The 16750-nt window shown below is 47.1% G+C and carries 14 protein-coding genes; 5 read left to right on the top strand and 9 right to left on the bottom strand.

Annotation, left to right across the window (positions count from 1 at the left end; translation table 11 throughout):
• Position 1 precedes the first annotated feature (1 nt).
• The gene (locus FGT79_RS08820; RefSeq protein WP_138752312.1) at positions 2-955 is read right to left on the bottom strand and encodes a peptidoglycan-binding domain-containing protein; all 954 of its coding nucleotides are present in this window, start codon (positions 953-955) and stop codon (positions 2-4) included.
• Between the two features lie 208 nt (positions 956-1163).
• Between FGT79_RS08820 and FGT79_RS08825 the strand changes: the two genes are divergently transcribed.
• Together FGT79_RS08825 and FGT79_RS08830 are read left to right on the top strand one after the other, a co-directional pair.
• Positions 1164-1850, top strand: a complete 687-nt coding sequence (locus tag FGT79_RS08825; RefSeq protein ID WP_138752313.1) for a response regulator transcription factor — start codon at positions 1164-1166, stop codon at positions 1848-1850.
• Positions 1847-3376, top strand: a complete 1530-nt coding sequence (locus FGT79_RS08830) for a sensor histidine kinase (protein WP_138752314.1) — start codon at positions 1847-1849, stop codon at positions 3374-3376. The genes FGT79_RS08825 and FGT79_RS08830 overlap by 4 nt, the downstream gene beginning before the upstream one ends.
• Before the next feature lie 90 nt (positions 3377-3466).
• On the opposite strand, the gene FGT79_RS08835 is transcribed toward FGT79_RS08830, so the two are convergent.
• The 8 genes from FGT79_RS08835 to FGT79_RS08870 all read right to left on the bottom strand — a co-directional run bounded on the left by FGT79_RS08835 (position 3467) and on the right by FGT79_RS08870 (position 13360).
• Positions 3467-4315, bottom strand: a complete 849-nt coding sequence (locus FGT79_RS08835) for a carbohydrate ABC transporter permease (RefSeq protein ID WP_138752315.1) — start codon at positions 4313-4315, stop codon at positions 3467-3469.
• Positions 4316-4317: 2 nt separating this feature from the next.
• Positions 4318-5232, bottom strand: coding sequence for a carbohydrate ABC transporter permease (locus tag FGT79_RS08840; RefSeq protein ID WP_342778464.1), 915 nt, complete (start codon positions 5230-5232; stop codon positions 4318-4320).
• A gap of 102 nt (positions 5233-5334) precedes the next feature.
• On the bottom strand, positions 5335-6684 hold the full coding sequence (locus FGT79_RS08845) for an ABC transporter substrate-binding protein (protein WP_138752316.1): 1350 nt from the start codon (positions 6682-6684) through the stop codon (positions 5335-5337).
• A 19-nt stretch (positions 6685-6703) separates the two neighbouring features.
• The gene (locus tag FGT79_RS08850) at positions 6704-8023 is read right to left on the bottom strand and encodes an ABC transporter substrate-binding protein (RefSeq protein ID WP_138752317.1); all 1320 of its coding nucleotides are present in this window, start codon (positions 8021-8023) and stop codon (positions 6704-6706) included.
• Positions 8024-8050: 27 nt separating this feature from the next.
• Positions 8051-9232: an acyl-CoA dehydrogenase family protein gene (locus tag FGT79_RS08855; protein ID WP_138752318.1), complete on the bottom strand. Its 1182-nt coding sequence runs from the start codon at positions 9230-9232 to the stop codon at positions 8051-8053.
• Between the two features lie 125 nt (positions 9233-9357).
• On the bottom strand, positions 9358-10215 hold the full coding sequence (locus FGT79_RS08860; RefSeq protein WP_138752319.1) for a response regulator transcription factor: 858 nt from the start codon (positions 10213-10215) through the stop codon (positions 9358-9360).
• Positions 10216-10240: 25 nt separating this feature from the next.
• Complete coding sequence (locus FGT79_RS08865; protein ID WP_246096341.1) at positions 10241-11944, bottom strand: sensor histidine kinase; 1704 nt, start codon at positions 11942-11944, stop codon at positions 10241-10243.
• 183 nt (positions 11945-12127) lie between these two features.
• Positions 12128-13360, bottom strand: coding sequence for a purple acid phosphatase family protein (locus FGT79_RS08870; protein WP_246096343.1), 1233 nt, complete (start codon positions 13358-13360; stop codon positions 12128-12130).
• Between the two features lie 174 nt (positions 13361-13534).
• Here FGT79_RS08870 and FGT79_RS08875 point away from each other — a divergent pair, with 174 nt between their 5' ends.
• From FGT79_RS08875 to FGT79_RS08885, 3 genes are read left to right on the top strand one after another with little or no spacing between them, the layout of a single operon-like run.
• Positions 13535-14248: a polyphosphate polymerase domain-containing protein gene (locus FGT79_RS08875; RefSeq protein WP_138752322.1), complete on the top strand. Its 714-nt coding sequence runs from the start codon at positions 13535-13537 to the stop codon at positions 14246-14248.
• Between the two features lies 1 nt (position 14249).
• Complete coding sequence (locus FGT79_RS08880; RefSeq protein WP_138752323.1) at positions 14250-14969, top strand: DUF4956 domain-containing protein; 720 nt, start codon at positions 14250-14252, stop codon at positions 14967-14969.
• Positions 14970-14987: 18 nt separating this feature from the next.
• Positions 14988-16712, top strand: a complete 1725-nt coding sequence (locus tag FGT79_RS08885) for a CotH kinase family protein (protein ID WP_138752324.1) — start codon at positions 14988-14990, stop codon at positions 16710-16712.
• The last annotated feature ends 38 nt before the right edge of the window (positions 16713-16750 follow it).

Below are 16750 nucleotides of genomic sequence, written 5' to 3' on the forward strand. Positions count from 1 at the left end.
CTTATTGCTGTGATCCGCTCTTACTTTGATTTTCGGATTGCGTCCCGCCTGGACCTTGGTTTCCAGAGGGCCCATTGTTTCCGTTGTTTCCTTGGTTGCCGGATTGACCTCCGCCAATGCCGCCAGATTTACCTTGGTTTCCGCCTTGACCTCCGCCAATGCCGCCAGATTTACCTTGGTTCTCGCCTTGGCTTCCGCCAATGCCGCCGGATTTACCTTGGTTCTCGCCTTGACCTCCGCCAATGCCGCCAGATTTACCTTGGTTCTCGCCTTGACCTCCGCCAATGCCGCCAGATTTACCTTGGTTCTCGCCTGCTCCGCCGCCTGCACCACCGCCTGCTCCGCCGCCTGCACCACCGCCTGCACCACCGCCTGCACCACCGCCTGCTCCGCCGCCTGCACCACCGCCTGCTCCGCCGCCTGCACCACCGCCTGCACCACCGCCTGCTCCGCCGCCTGCTCCACCGCCTGCTCCGCCGCCTGCTCCGCCGCCTGCTCCACCGCCTGCTCCGCCGCCTGCGCCACCGCCTGCTCCATTACCTGCACCGCTGCCATTACCGATTCCTTTTGCTTTTCCTTTCCATTTCGCTTGGCTCTTTGCCTTCGCCGACGATTTCAGATCAGAGTACGAATATGAAATCGATTGAAGTGTTTTTGCATCTACTGCCCCTGTTGTCGGAAGTCCATGCTTTTTCTGAAAATATTTCACGCCGCGTACTGTCGAAGCCCCGTAATAACCATCAATAGGACCCGAGTAGCTGCCTAATGATTTCAGCATCCCTTGAATGACATAGACATCTGGTCCTTTAGCGTTCTTGCCAATTGCATGGCCAGTATGCGGCATGCTGATCATCAATGCGATTGCCAAAAATGCTGCAACTATGTACCTTGCTGCAAGCTTTCCTACCGCATTACTCCGTACTTTCGCTGCCAATCCCTTTTTGCTTTGTTGCATGCAAAATACACCATCCTTTTTTAATCTTTTGTGAGCACCCCTTTACTATCCCCAATTTTTCAGTTTCATTCCTATAAATTTTTGGACGATGAAGTGAATTCCTCAATCTCACTACGCTTAAAGTTTGCTGAAATGATGTGTAAATAGATGCATCTTTTGCTCAAAAAGCTGATAATAGACTTGTATCTACGTGAAAGGAGATTACACCATGACATCCTTCAATGGAATAAAAATATTGCTCGTAGACGACGAGCCGAACATCGTGCAATTTCTGGAGCTCGGACTAATGAATGAAGGCTTTGACATTAGAGTGGCTCATGATGGAGAGGCCGCACTGCAGGAAGCCAGCACATTCCAGCCGCATGTTGTCATACTCGATATTATGATGCCAGGAATGAACGGCTTCGAGGTGTGCGCAGCACTGCGAGCCACTGGTGATCAAATTGCAATCATTATGCTGACAGCCAAAGATGAGGTAGAGGATCGTGTCAAAGGCTTAACACTCGGAGCAGACGATTATTTGGTCAAGCCATTCAGCTTCAGCGAGCTGCTCGCGCGTATTGGAGCAAGACTACGCAACCAGTTTCCTAATCTGCTTGGAGAGGCGTCCTACGGCCCGTTCCGGCTTGACGACCGTCGCAAAGAGCTTCAATACAAAGATGATATCCTTGAACTGTCGCCAACAGAATATGAGCTGCTGCGGTTTATTATTTTGAACAACGGAGTTGTGCTTAGCAAATCGCTCATACTGGACAAAGTATGGGGCTATCAATTCGGCGGGGAAGAGAACATCGTAGAAGTGTATATTCGTTCCCTCAGAGACAAACTGAATGACAAGGATCATAAGCTTATTCGTACACTTAGGGGAGCAGGCTATCGGATGGATTTATCATGAACAGAAGCGGCATACCCTTCATCGAGCGGCTTATTTCACCTCGTTCGCTTCGATATCAGCTGCTTTCTCGTTCTTTGCTCATCTTAGCCGTTTTACTTATGCTCATTGGTATTCTTCAATACGTGATTATGAAAGATTTCATATTTAAGAACAAAGCAGAATCTTTGAATACCCAGATCATGTCCATGCCGATGAATTTGTTCAATAATGGAGAAATGCAGAGTCAAGATGAGAGCCGGGCGGAGCATCCCGTCAAGAATACTGAAGAAACTGGGTCCTCTAGGCCCCAAAAAGAACCACACGACTCGCCGTTATTTTATCAACCCGGCTTATCCATCTTATTCGTTTCATTGGAAGGGACAGTCACTGATATATCGAAGGATACGAATGCAGATGCGCCTATTCTATCCAAAGAGGAATATATAGAAATGGTGAAGCAGCTGCAAAAGCATGAAAAGCTTGATTACCGGATTATGAATAACACCGACGGAAACGAGCAGCTTGTTGTCTATCGACTCATAGGTCCGCCTAATAAGACAGACGGCATCGTCCAAATAAGTACAGACACTGCATCACTAAGACAGCTGCTATTAACTCAGCTCGCCATATTTGCCGGCTTGTCCATTCTCGCTCTTGCAGCAGGACTGGCGCTTTACTTGCCGCTGCTCCGCCGTACGTTGACGCCTTTATCCCGCGTCGTACTGGCCGCGCAGCAAACGGATGCGGGCAGCTTGACTACTCGCATTCCAGAGAGCCAAGGCCAAGAGGAAATTGATCGACTGTCAGACGCATTCAATGGCATGCTTGAGAGGCTCGAGAGCTCCTTCGAGACTGAACGGAAAACAACGGAAAAGATGCGTCGGTTCGTTGCCGATGCCTCCCATGAGCTGCGAACACCGCTTACGTCCATTCACGGCTTCCTTGAGGTTCTGCTAAGAGGTGCCGCAGCTAATCCCGCTCAGCTTCAACGTGCGTTAAACAGCATGCAGCTGGAATCAAAGCGTATTAACAGGCTCGTAGAGGACTTGCTTGCACTCGCTAAACTGGATCAGGCGCCAATACTTCAACTGACCGACACAAGGCTTGATGAGCTGCTTGAGGAGATGGAGCCGCAGCTGCAATTGCTTGCCGGCAACCGCTCAGTAAAGCTTGAACTCGCACCATCAGTTGAAGGGCGCTTCCATGCTGACCAAATGAAGCAGGTCGTCCTCAATTTATTTTTGAATGCCGTGCAGCATACGGATGAGGAAACCGGAGAAATATCCATACATCTTCTCAATCGGCATAACGAAGCCATTATCCGCATCATAGACAATGGCGCGGGTATTGCCGATACACATTTGCCTCATTTATTCGAACGGTTCTACCGCAGCGAGTCTTCCAGAACGAGAAAAAATGGCGGTGCTGGTCTTGGCTTAGCCATTACTCAGTCCATTGTGGACGCGCATGGGGGAGTTATTGAGGTAACGAGTCGGATCAGGGAAGGAACGAGCTTCCAGGTAACACTTCCGCTTAATGCCGAATAACGATGAGCTTAGACGACAAGAGACACGGATATCACAATACAATGGGCTGTCTTAGCAGGCTACAACCTGACTAGACAGCCCACTTTCGCCTTATCCCTTCAACCCCGTCGTGCTAATCCCGTCTACAATGTACTTCTGGAAGCCGATAAATACGGCTATGACCGGAACGAGAGATAGCACCGACATCGCGAATAATGCCCCCCAATCTGTCTCCATTGTTGGATCTGCCATGCTTTTAATCGCCAGCGACACTGTGGCCTTCTCCGCTGAGTTCAAATAAAGCAGCGGTGCGAAATAATCATCCCAAGTCCAGATGAATTTGAAGACGGCTGTCGTTACAATTGCGGGTACAATAAGCGGAAGCATAATTTTTGCAAAAAAGTGAAACCGTCCGCAGCCATCAATCCGTGCGGATTCGTCTAGCTCGATCGGAATGCCGCGCATAAACTGAACGAGCAGAAAAATAAAAAACGCGCCTCCGGCAAAGGAAGGAACAATGAGTGGCCAGAAGGTGTTAATCCAATCAAGTTTATTAAATAACATATATTGTGGGATAATAAGCACCTCACCTGGCAGCATGAGCGTCAGCATCATACATGCAAACCAGAACGAAGACCCCGGAAAGCGGATTCTCGCAAATGCATACGCGGCCATCGTCGAAGCAATAACCGTTCCGATGACTGATAGCACGGTCACATAAAGTGAATTCCGAAAAAACAATAAAAAGGAATGACCTGCAAAGCCTTTAAAGCCATTCACGTAATTTTCCCAATAGAAATGCGTCGGTATGAGCTGATGCGCAAGTACATACACATCGGTCGTATGCTTGAATGAGCTTGAAAAAAGCCAAAGCAGCGGATAAATCATCACAATCGCAAAGCCCCATACAGCAATGCTGAGAATAAACGTACCAACCTTCTTATTCGATAGGGTATTCATTATTAACCATTCCCTTTCGACTCATAATGCACCCATAACGAGGATGAACGGAAGACAAGTGCAGTAAGCAAACATACCGCCAGCAGAAGCACCCATGCCATAGCTGAGCCATAGCCCATGTGCAGGAACCGGAAAGAAGTCTCGTATAAATAAATGACATAAAACAACGTTTGATCATGCGGTCCCCCGCCTGTTAGAATCATACCCTCTGAGAATACCTTGAAGCCTCCGATAATGCCCATGACCAAATTGAAGAAAATAACAGGGCTGAGCAGCGGCAGCGTAATGCGAATGAATCGTTGCCATGCGGGCGCTCCATCCACCTTCGCCGCTTCAATCAGGCTTGCCGGAATTTGTTTCAAGCCCGCTAGAAAGATGAGCATAGCTGAGCCGAATTGCCAAACGGACAATGCAATCAACGAGCCTAATGCCGTCGACGGATCTGTAATCCACGAAATCGAAACCTGAATGCCGAACAGGGATTTCAGCAATGAATTGAAAGCACCGTTCATGCCGAACAGCTGTCCCCACATCACGATGACTGCAACGCTTCCTCCCATTAATGTTGGCAAATAATAAAACGAACGCAGTATGCTGGACCCCTTCAGCTTCATGTTCAACAATACGGCTATTCCGAGCGCGAATGATAAACGCAGCGGTACGGAGACGAATACATAGAGAAGCGTTACCTTCGCCGACTTCACGAACCGAGGATCATCCGTGAACATCTCCTTGTAATTGCCTAATCCAATCCATTCAGGCGACGACAAAATATCATAATCTGTAAACGATAGATATAGGGAGAAAAAAATCGGAAATAATGAAAATACGAATAAGCCGATCAACCATGGCAATATAAAAGCATAGCCTGCATATAAATCCGGGTTGCGGAGCCAGCGCATATAGTTGCGTTTCACCTGTCATTACCTTCCTTTCACCCACCGGACTATTTCATAAACACGGCCCTCTCATCTAATAGAGGAGAAGGCCGCTGTCCACCGCCAAACGGCGGGCATTCCTTATTTGTTCAATGCCTTGTTTGCTTCCTCACGGAATCGTTTTGCACCGTCCGAAGGCGTTAATTTTTCATAGAAAATTTCGGATGCGATGTTTTTGAAGGACGTGCTGACTTCACTTCCCGCAGATGGCGCAGCCGGATCAATTGGATTGCCCTGTGCTTCAACCAGCTCCAAATAATCTCGTACTCTCTTCTGTGTATCAGTGAATTCTGCTTCTACGCCAGCGAGCACTTTAGGGTTATACGGAAATCCGAAATAACCGTCAAGCGATTTGGCTGCTTCAATATTGTTGGTGTAAAACTCAATGAACTGAGCAGCTTCCTTCGGATGCTTCGAGTTGCTCGCAATGCCGTGGAAGAAAGAAGGCTTAATGTAAGCACCTTTTCCAGAACCAGGGAATAGAGAGAAACCAACAACTTTGTTCAATTGCTTCTCAACGACTGCGCTATGGCTGCCGCTCCAATAGCCCCATCCGCCAAAAGCAGAGTTGCCTTTCGGGAACGGTCCATCCTCAAGTGCTTTAATCTCTGATTCAACCGCGACTGGCGTAAGCAGTCCTTTCTTCTGAAGGCGCAGCTGTGTCTCGAAAAACGCCGTAAACAGTTGATCATCGTCATAGCCGAGTCCGTTCTGCGCATCATTGTAGAGCTTTGCGTCATGCTGACGCAGCCATATTTCAAATTGAGATTGACCGAAATGCGTATCGCCATAAATGCCTAGTTTATCTTTTACCGCCTGCAAGTCCTGCTCATATTGCTCCCAGCTATAGCCGTCTGCGGAAGGCGGTGTTACGCCCGCCTCTTTCAGTTTTTCTGGATCATAGAACAAGACCAGCGCGTTATTGCCGATATTCACGCCGTAGAGCTTGTCGTCTACCTTGCCGACATCAATATGGAGCGGGTTTATGCCTTCGAGGTCAATCGTTTTATCTGCCACGAAGGAATCGAGCGGCTGCAGCAAGCCTTTGCTCACATAATTCTGAATCTGAGAATAATCGACGCGGACGACATCCGCCAAATCCTTCGATGCTGCTTGTACGAGGATTTTGTCCGTATACTCAGCACCTGGAGCATATTCCGATTGTACTTTTATGTTCGGGTGAGCTTGCTCGAATAGCTTCACCACATTGTCGTGGGCATCAATAGTTAATTGCGTACCCGCCCAATAGCTGACACGAATCGTTACGGGTTCTGCTGATTCCGATTCTTTATTTTCCGCTGGTGCATTTGTTTCCGTCTGATTAGCCTGAGTATTGTTTCCAGCATTACCGGCATTGCCCCCGCCGCAGGCTGTCAGCCCAATTGCAAGTAATAGCAGTACCGCTGTATTCCGTAATTTAATTCGTCCCATTCCAAAATACCTCTCCTTCTCAATCTGATTTCACCTCAAGCCATGCACTCGCCTCCATTCGAAACTTGGCTGCACCTGCTTCTGGCGAAATTCGCTCGAATAAAATCTCATTACTTATCGATTTGTACAATTGATTAATGGCAGGTCCTGCAATCGGATCCGGCGGATCGATCAAACTTCCGTCCTTCTCAACCTGCGACAAATAAGCGAGTACATTACGCTGCGTATCGGTGAACGTTTCCTGTAATCCCTTAATAACCTTAGGATTGTAAGGAACACCGAAATAAGCGTTCAATGATTTGGCAGCATCTAGATTATTCGTATAGAAGTTAATAAACAATGCTGCTTCATACGGATGCTTGGATGACTTCGCAATCGAGTGAAAGAACGATGGCTTTATGAACATGCCATGTCCGCCAGCCCCTGGATAAGGAGCTAGCCCAACCTGCTTGTCCAGCTCCTTCTCCAGAATATCGATTTGATTGCTCCAATAGGAGTAACCGCCGAATGCAGTTTGCCCGCGTGGGAATGGACCATCCTCAAGATTACGGGTTTCAAGCTCTTGACTGAGCGGCGTTAGAAGTCCCTCTCTCTGCCAGCGCAGCTGCCGAGTGAAAAATTCTATCCACAACCGATCATCCTCGTAGCCAAGGCCATCCTGCGCCTCGTTATACAAGGAAACACCATTTGATCTCAGCCATACTCGGAAATGCTGCTGTGTGAGATGCGTATCGCCATAACGACCCGTTTGGTTCTTAACCGCTCGCAGATCGTTCTCATATTGCTCCCATGAGTAATGGCTGGTCGGCGGCTTAACCTTAGCTTCTTCAAGCAGTTCTTTATCGTAGAACATCACAAGTGCGTTATTCCCGATATTAAGCCCGTATTGCTTCCCATTCACCATCGCTCCTGCATTGTATACGGGATGAACACCTTCGAGGTCAATGGTCTGATCGATGATATAGGGGTCCAATGGCAGTAATAAGTTTTTCTTGGCATATCTGGCCATATTGGAATAATCAATGCGCACGACATCTGGCAAGCTATTCGTAGCGGCCATTACGATCAATCGATCGTCGTAGGCTTCTCCCGAAATAGACTCGGCTTCGATCTTAATATGCGGATAGGCCTGCTCAAATAAGGCGATGACAGCCGTATTTTTGTCAATCGTCAGTTGAGATCCTGCCCAGTACGTCATTCTCAGCGTAATGACAGGCTCTGAGCTGGTACGGCTTGCAGATGCCTCTTTATCCTTCAGATCCAATGAATATCCATAACCTGCTAATACCGCAATAAGCAGTATTCCTGCTAATACGCCAATCCATCTTATTCGCTGCATCCGTCACCTTCCTCATCTCTCACAGACTTATCCTTCTGTTAGCGCACGCCTTGCAAGTCCGTTTAACGTAATATCATCCATCGGCGGATTATGCAGACCAGCCCTAACGTCCCGGTACATTCTCTCTAGCGGCAGCTGCCGCGAGAGGCTTGCACCACCGACGATTCGCATCGCGATATCGACAATACGTACAGCGGCGTTGGTTGCAACATATTTGGCCAGCGCCAGCTCCGGTTTCAACAGGCTGCGCTCCTCCACAGAATCACGATCAAAGCGGTCTGCTACGCTGTAGAGAACAGTTCTGGCACTAATCAGTTCCACTTCCATTTCACCGATTTGCCGCTGGATGGATGGAAGCTCGGCAATGGGACCAGGTAAGCTGTTCGGGCGATGTTTCTTTGCGAACTGAATAGCAAAGTCCCGGGCTGCATGAGCGATACCGATATAACAAGCTGGAATATGCAGCAGCGTTCCACCATCGAATGGCGTATCGCCGCTCCGCTTGATCTCACCGCCACGAAGGCTGCATGGGTCCGGTACAAACAAATCCTTCAACACTAGATCATGACTGCCTGTTGCCCGCATGCCTAGCGTATCCCACGTTTCCTCAATATGAACACCTTCGCCCATGGGAACCAAAAATTCGCCAACTCTGCCCTCTTCTTCGATCCAGGCAGTCAATGTGAAATACGATACCGCTGGGCTCAACGTGCTGTATGTTTTACGCCCAGTAATGATAAAGCCGCCAGCGGTTTTATAGGCTGCCGTTTCCGGCTTGCCTCCCCTACTTGGACTGCCAGTCGCCCGCTCGCTGGCATAATGATTAATCGTAGCACCCTTATCTACGATCTCCTTGCAGAAGCTTGAGAATAAGGATTCCGGCCACGAACGACTTAGCCTCAGCTGCATGACCTGTCCTAGATGCCACCCAACAGCCAGCGCAGTAGAGCCGTCTCCTCTAGCCAAATGATCCTGAGCAAGCAGCATTTCGTATAAGGAAGCCTCATCACCGCCATATTGTGCCGGAACCGTCAGCTTCATGTATCCATGCTTCCGCATATCTGCAAAGTTTTCGTGAGGGAAAGAGCCCTCGCGATCGTGTTTCGTCGATCTTTCGGCAAATATGTTCGCCAGTTGGTCTGTTCTTGCGACAATACCCGCTTCCCGTTCGTTGCGGACGAACCGATCCGTAAGGTCTTTCGAATGCATACGACCATCGCACCTCCAATTTTAATATCACATGTGAATAGTAGGAATTAAACTGAGTTTACTCCCATTTTTATAAAATCAAAATGAAATTACCCGATACGTTTTTGTGAAAAACCGATATTCAGCTAATTTTGTTTCGCTTTTCGATACTCAAGCGGACTTAACCCCGTCGATTTCCGGAATACATTGCCGAAATACTGCTGATCCATGCCAAATCCGACACGCTCGGCGATCTCGTATATTTTCATATCAGGTTGTCTAATCAACAGGTGCTTGGCCTGCTCCATGCGCAGTGCGGTAACATATTGGGAGAACCTTTGGCCTGTCTCTTTGCGGAACAGTCTGCCTAAATGCTCTGCATTCATGAAGTAATGATTCTGAGCAAGCCATAACAAGGATAGCTCCTCATTTCCAAGATGATCGTGAATAAAAATTAAGACACGATTAATAAGCGAGCCGCTGCCTTTGTTGTCTGGATTGTTCTCCGCCAAAGCCCCGGTTAAGTCATCCATCTTAATATACGTATGAATTTCCTCTAACGATTTCATATTCAGAATACGTACCTTATCGCTGTTCTCGATCTGGTCACGCTTCACTTTATCTCCTTGAACTTCCCGAATAACATCCCTCAGCACCTCAGTAATTTCCGTCTCATCGCAGGGCTTCAATAAATAATGTTTAACCCCATGCTTCATAGCCTGTGTCGCCAGTTCAAATTCTCCATAGCCGGATAATACGATAAAATGAATGCCCTCATGCTGCTCCTTTGATCTGCGTATAAGCTCAATGCCATCCATTCGGGGCATTTTAATATCCGTAATAACGATATCGGGCCGCAGCTTTGTAATATCCTCATAGGCACCCATCCCGTCCGAAGCCGAACCGATAAACTTTAAATTCAATTGTTTCCATGGCACAAGCTTCTCGATCCCCTCGCGGATCATCCGCTCATCATCGGCCACATACACGCTGTACTCGCTCATTCTAGCTTCCTCCCCCTACGTATCTCTAAGTGTTCTCGATAACAGGCAGCGTCAAATGGACGATCGTGCCTGTCTCAGGCGCTGCTTCCATCTCGATACCATAGCCCATTCCATATAACAGCTTTAGCCGCTCATCAATGCTGTGCAGGCCAATTCCCGTACTTTCGGCAATCGTGAATGCTGCTTTTTCTTTATCCCGCCAGTCTTCAAACAATCCAGGACCCTGGTCGCGAACAGCAATGACAAGCCTGTTTCCTGTAATCGCAGCATTAATGGATATATTGCAATGTCCCGTTTCCGCATCAGTACCGTACTTGATACAATTTTCTACGATTGGTTGGAGCAGCATGCTCGGCATTTGCAGCTGCTGGAGCTGCGAATCCACATTAACCTTATAATACAAGCGATCCTCGAAACGAAACTGCTGTATGGCGATATAATTTTGCAAGTGTCGAACTTCCTCGCCAAGGGACACCATTTCCTTCGTATTCAGCGTAACGCGCAGCATATTCCCTAGTGCCTTCACCATGCCAGAAATGGCAGCTTGACCATTCATCCGCGCAAGCCAATTGATCGAATCCAGCGTATTATACAGAAAATGAGGGTTCAGCTTCGCTTTCAACATGTTGTATTTCGCTTCGTTCAGCTTCATTTGCTTCACATAATTATCATTAATAAGCGTATTGAGCCGGTCTGTCATTTTATCAAAATTACGACTTAGCAGCCCAATTTCATCTCTAATTGGTTCTGTCCCGCTGCTGACAGTTTCGAAATCACCCTTTTCTAAGTTCAGCATTTTGCGTGACAGCTGCTCTAACGAGCGCGTAATACTGCGGGAATAGGACCAGCCTAGCCATAATAATAAAATCAGTACAAGCACATACAGCACGATCAATATGCCTTTCATAACCGATACATTTTCAAAAATGGCTCCATATGGGATGAGATGCACAAATGTCCAGCCGGTATAGTCCAGCTTAAAATAAGCGGCCAAATATTTCTCACCCTCTAGACTGACAACGCTGTAGTCGTCACCACCGTCTGTATACAGGCTTGAAAGCTTCTTCTGGCTTAGTTCTTGGTAGATGATAGTTTCACCATCTTGAATAAGCAGCTCAGAACCATATTTATGCTTCTCTGCCACCGATGCGTATACAGCGTCGCTAGCTTGAATCGTAATCAACAGCATGCCAAGCGGCTTCAAACTAAATTGGTTCAACTCTTTAATTTCTCGATTCGAAATAAGCAGATTATTCTGTGTGCTGCTGCCGATCCACGCATGAGCCCCTTCATTCTTGTAAGCAAGCGCTTCTAGCTCTGTTAATTGTTGTTCATCGAATTGCGAAGGCAATACGCCGACGCTGTTTCTCCCTCCGCTCTCATCTACAATTAGAATCGAGGAGACCCCAGCTATCGATTGCTGATACATCAGCAAGGATTGTTTGAGACTGCTTGCAGCTTGGAACGCTTCGTAGCTGCCTTCACTTGCTTGAATCGTTCGAAGCTGCTGCTGCACCTCTGGGTCCTTCATTATTGTCAGCGACAGCTTTTCAATTTCCTTCAATTTCTCCTCAATCCGTTGTGAGAACATGAAGAACTTATCCGTTGTTTCTGTATAGATCAACTGCTCATACAGCATTTGTGACTTCTGAACAAATAAGAGTCCTAATAAGCTTGTAACCGCAGCTCCAATAAATATAAATACAAACAACTTATGTTTAATTTTCATATTTCTCACCACATCACCGCCTTCACTCTAAATCATAGTATACATACCCGATTAATGATTAGATACTATTTTAAACAGAAACAAATAAGAGCAAAGAATCAGCGATCGCCGAATCCTTGCTCTTATTTCCTTTTTACACACTAGAAATCTACAACTGACTTCATAGCTTTGTTGATCAAACTTTTAGTGCGCCAACACAAATTCATCCCATTTTTTCCCGTCTACATCATAAGCTTGATAGGTGAGCTTGCCTCCATTTACTGTGATGCCTGCGAACATCTGCTTTTCATTCTGGAGGTGAACCTTATGATAGAACTTATCCTCTTTCTTTTCATTGAATTTCTGACCTGAGGCATTCGTTACAACATACACGGTGCCCTCTCTGCCTTTCACCTCTGCCTCTCCATCTCCAGTCACTTTACCGTCGCGCAGTGGGAATGATCTCGAATACTCATGATTATGTCCTTGCAGCACGAGATCCACCTCGAACTCATCGAATAGCTTCGTCCAATCCTTCACCTTCTTGTTCGTATTGCCGCCATAAGGGCCTTGATGCACAGCAACGATCTTCCATTCCTTATCCGTACGCTCAAGATCGCTGCGCAGCCACTCCGTTTGTTCCTTTATATTCGATTCCGTATTGAGGAAGACAAAATGAACGGAGCCGTAATCGAATGAATAACTCGTTCCCGGAATAGAGCCTTCCGCGCCGTTATCCGGCAAGTCGAAATGGGAAACGAAACGCTCCGCATCGCCATCAACCTCATCATGATTGCCCGTTACGGGCATAAATGGAACCTTCGTTACCCACTTTTCTGCTTTTTCGAATAAATAAGTCCATGCCTGCTCATCGGTCGGCTCCTCCGTTAAGTCACCGTTATGCACAATGAACGAAGCTTCTGGGAATACGGCGAAGGCCTTATTCAGCGTATTCCCCCACAGTGAAAAATCTTGTTCAATAATACCCTGAGAATCCGTTACGTTAATGAATGTGAAAGAGCCAGTGTCCACTGCTTCCGTCTGGAACACTGCGGAATCACTCCAACTCTTCGCCTTCCCGCTTCCTACTCGGTACGTGTAGTATTCTCCCGGCTCAAGTCCAGTAGCTTCTACTTTGTGTACGCCCTGCTTCGTATTAGCATCGATTGAAACAGCAGTCGACGTCCCTTTAAACGTCAATACTTCGCTATCGTCCCAGTCTACTAATCCCTCCCCTTTCGCCACCTGAAGGAACGCTTCCTCATCTACATTCGAGCTATGCCAAGTAAAAGCACGACTAGTCATCGGATCTCCTTTGAACGTAGTTACAACCGCAATTGGTTTATTCGCATTGTCTGCCCTCAGCCATTCCATTCCGACCGCGCCTGCTATTAGCAGCACGCAGCAAGCAAGAAGCAACATCATATCTTTTCTCATTTTCAATCTAAAATCTCCTCACTCTCTTATTTCTTTATTATATCTTAACAAATAGTCGCCATTCACGGCATTCAGCAATCTCTCAGCCAGCATTAAGTTAAGAATAAGTAAAGATCAGTAGAATAACATTTGTAAGCAACAAAGGGGCGTTGAACTAGAATAGAGGTGTGAGAGATGAACAAGGGTTTAACTTATCGCAACGAATTGAAATTTTTCATTAATTACCATCAATATTTCATCATCCGCCAAAGGCTGAAGGATCTGATGGAGCAAGACAAGCATGTTGGCCCGTCAGGCGAATATCATATTCGAAGCTTGTACTTCGATGATATCAATAACAAGGCGCTGCATGAGAAGCTGGGCGGTATTCGAGATCGGTCCAAATACCGAATCCGCATTTATAACGGCCAAGACAACATCATTCATTTTGAGAAAAAAATCAAATTCAAAGATTACATCGCCAAGGTGAAGGAGCCGCTCACCAGAGAAATGTACGATCGGCTGATGGCCGGCGACCATGATGTGCTGAAGGAACCAGACAAACCTCTTCTTCATGAAATCCATAATGAAATGAAGCATAACCTGCTTCGGCCAAAAGTGATTGTCGATTACGTCCGTGAACCTTATGTGTGCGACAACGGCAACGTTAGAATCACCTTCGACAAGGAGCTCCGAACAGGACTTCACGCGGTCGACATATTCGATAAGAACTTGGAGCCCATACGAGCGCTCGATAATGATCTTATCATTCTAGAGGTGAAATATGATGCCTACATTCCAGCTTATATCAAAATCGCTTTGCAGCTAGAAGGACTTAACCGGCAATCCGCATCGAAATACGTGATATGCCGAAAACATATGAAATTCAACACTTGGGAGGATTATTAAAATGGAAACAACAACAATTGCTGCTGCAGCTGCAACCGATACAGCCACAAACTTTGCCGATGTTATTAAAAACTCAGTGATGGAGAACTTCGTATCCGATATTAGCATATCCAAAATATTAATTACACTTGGGGTCGCTTTTCTGATTGGCTTCTTTATCTTTCTGCTATACAAACGGATCTTTAGCGGTGTTCTTTACTCCAAAAGCTTTAATGTTTCGTTGATCGGAATGACCATGATTACAGCTGTCGTTATAATCGCCATTAACTCTAATCTCGTACTATCGCTCGGCATGGTCGGTGCGCTGTCCATCGTTCGATTCCGAACACCGATTAAAGATCCAACTGATCTAATCTTCTTGTTCTGGGCTGCAGTAGCAGGTATTGTCACAGGCGCTGGCTTCTTTACCCTTGCTGTCATCGGATCTGTTGTCGTTGGACTAATTCTGTTCTTCTTCGTCAAAGGCGGATCAGTGGAATCACCTTACCTGCTTGTCGTGAACTGCGACAGTGACGCTACCGAGCAGTTGGTGCATAAACAAATTGGAATGCTTGTGAAACGCTATAATGTGAAACAGAAATCCGTTACGCCAGGCAATATCGAAATGACGCTAGAGGTTCGTCTCAAGGACGAAACTGGACGTTTCATCAACCAATTGACGGAGTTATCAGGTGTTCGCAATGCTGTCCTTATCAGCTATAGCGGAGATTACGTTTCATAATCATTAGGAGGTAATAGGATGAAAGCGAGAGCTCAAACCATACTACTCAGCTTTTGCTCCGTTCTCCTCATTATCGGATTGTCCGGATGCTCCTTCGGGGGAGCATCCTTCGATCTCTCAGGCGCAGGCACGAACGCCAGCGAGAATGAAGAAGCAGCGAATGAGCAGAAGCTGGATGAGACTGTATTCCCAAAAGATAAGATTGTAGATGTCAAAATAACGATCGATGAAACTGAGTTTCAGAATATGCTGGACAACGCCAGTGCAGAAGAATTGAAGGAGGCCACCGTTGAATACAACGGACAAACGTTTGAGAACGTGGGCATACGAACCAAGGGTAATCTAAGCTTGAACAGCGTCGTGAGAATGAGTGATTCTGATCGGTACAGCTTCAAAATTTCCTTCGACGAATACGTGAACCAGACCATCGAGGGAATTAGCAAAATCAATCTAAACAACAACTATAGCGATGCCTCTTATATGCGCGAATTTCTGTCTTATGAGCTTGCAGAGCAAATGGGCTTGCCCACACCAAAATATTCGTATGTGAATGTTTACATTAACGGAAAGCTCTGGGGCTTTTACTTGGCAGTCGAGCAAATCGGAGAAGCTTATCTAGAAAGAAACTTCGGCAATGCTTACGGCGCGCTTTACAAAGCAAACGGCGGCAGCGGCAGTGAACTGAATTGGCTCGAGACGATTGATGCCTATTCAGGCCTTGATTTGAAATCTGACAAGTCAAATGATGATATTTTGCTGGATATGCTGGATGAGCTGAATAACGGAACTGACTATGAGAGCGTTCTGGATGTCGATGAAGCATTGAAGTTCATCGCACTTAACGCCGTAGCTGGCAACTTTGACAGCTATCTATCCGAGAAAAAGCATAATTACTATTTGTATGAGGACGATGGTATTTTCAACATTTTGCCTTGGGACTATAATATGTCTTTCGGCGGCTTTGGAGGTTCAAGCGTACTCATCGACGAGCCTACGACCGGAGCGGTTGCAGATCGGCCTCTTATCGACAAGCTTCTGAAGGTTGATGCTTACAAAGACAATTATCATACCATTGTACAAGGCATGCTTGATGGTTATCTGTCCGAAGAGACGTTCCAAACGAGAGTCAATGAGATAAAAACGATGATATCAAGCTACGTAGAAGCGGACCCGTCATCCTTCTACACCTATGAGGAATACGAGCAAGGAATCACGCAAGTTATCGCCTTTAATAAAACACAGACAAGCTCTGTCGCACAGCAGCTTGCCGGCACGATTCCTGCCTCCGGCGACGGTTCAGGCAGCGGAAGCAGCGGCTTCGGCGGTGGCGGCGGTATGGGCATGGGCGGCGGTCAGCCTCCAAACGCCCAGCAAGGCGGAGCTCAGGGCAACGGCGGTAACGCAGCAACTGACGGCCAGCCTCCGCAAGGCAACGGCAACAATGCAGCAGTTGATGGTCAGCCTCCGCAAGGAGGGCAAGGCATGGAACCGCCAGACGGGCAAATGCCAGGTCAACAAGGTGATATGCAAGGCTACTTTGGCGGCGGCCAAAGACCAGAAGGCCAAGGCGGTTTCGGCGGAGGCATGGATGGTGGTATGGGTGGCGGCTTTGGCGGACCAGGCAACCAGCAGCAAGTACAGGCTCAAGGGAGCCCAAAGGAAGCGGCAGCAACTGGAATTGCAATCGTTCTACTTCTAATTTCCTCTGCCTTAATCGTCTTCTATAAGCGTAAACGGTTATAAACGAAAACAAAAAGATCGCAGTCATTCGCCTGAGGCGT

This window comes from Paenibacillus sinopodophylli, from assembly GCF_005930355.1.
GTDB lineage: Bacteria > Bacillota > Bacilli > Paenibacillales > Paenibacillaceae > Pristimantibacillus > Pristimantibacillus sinopodophylli.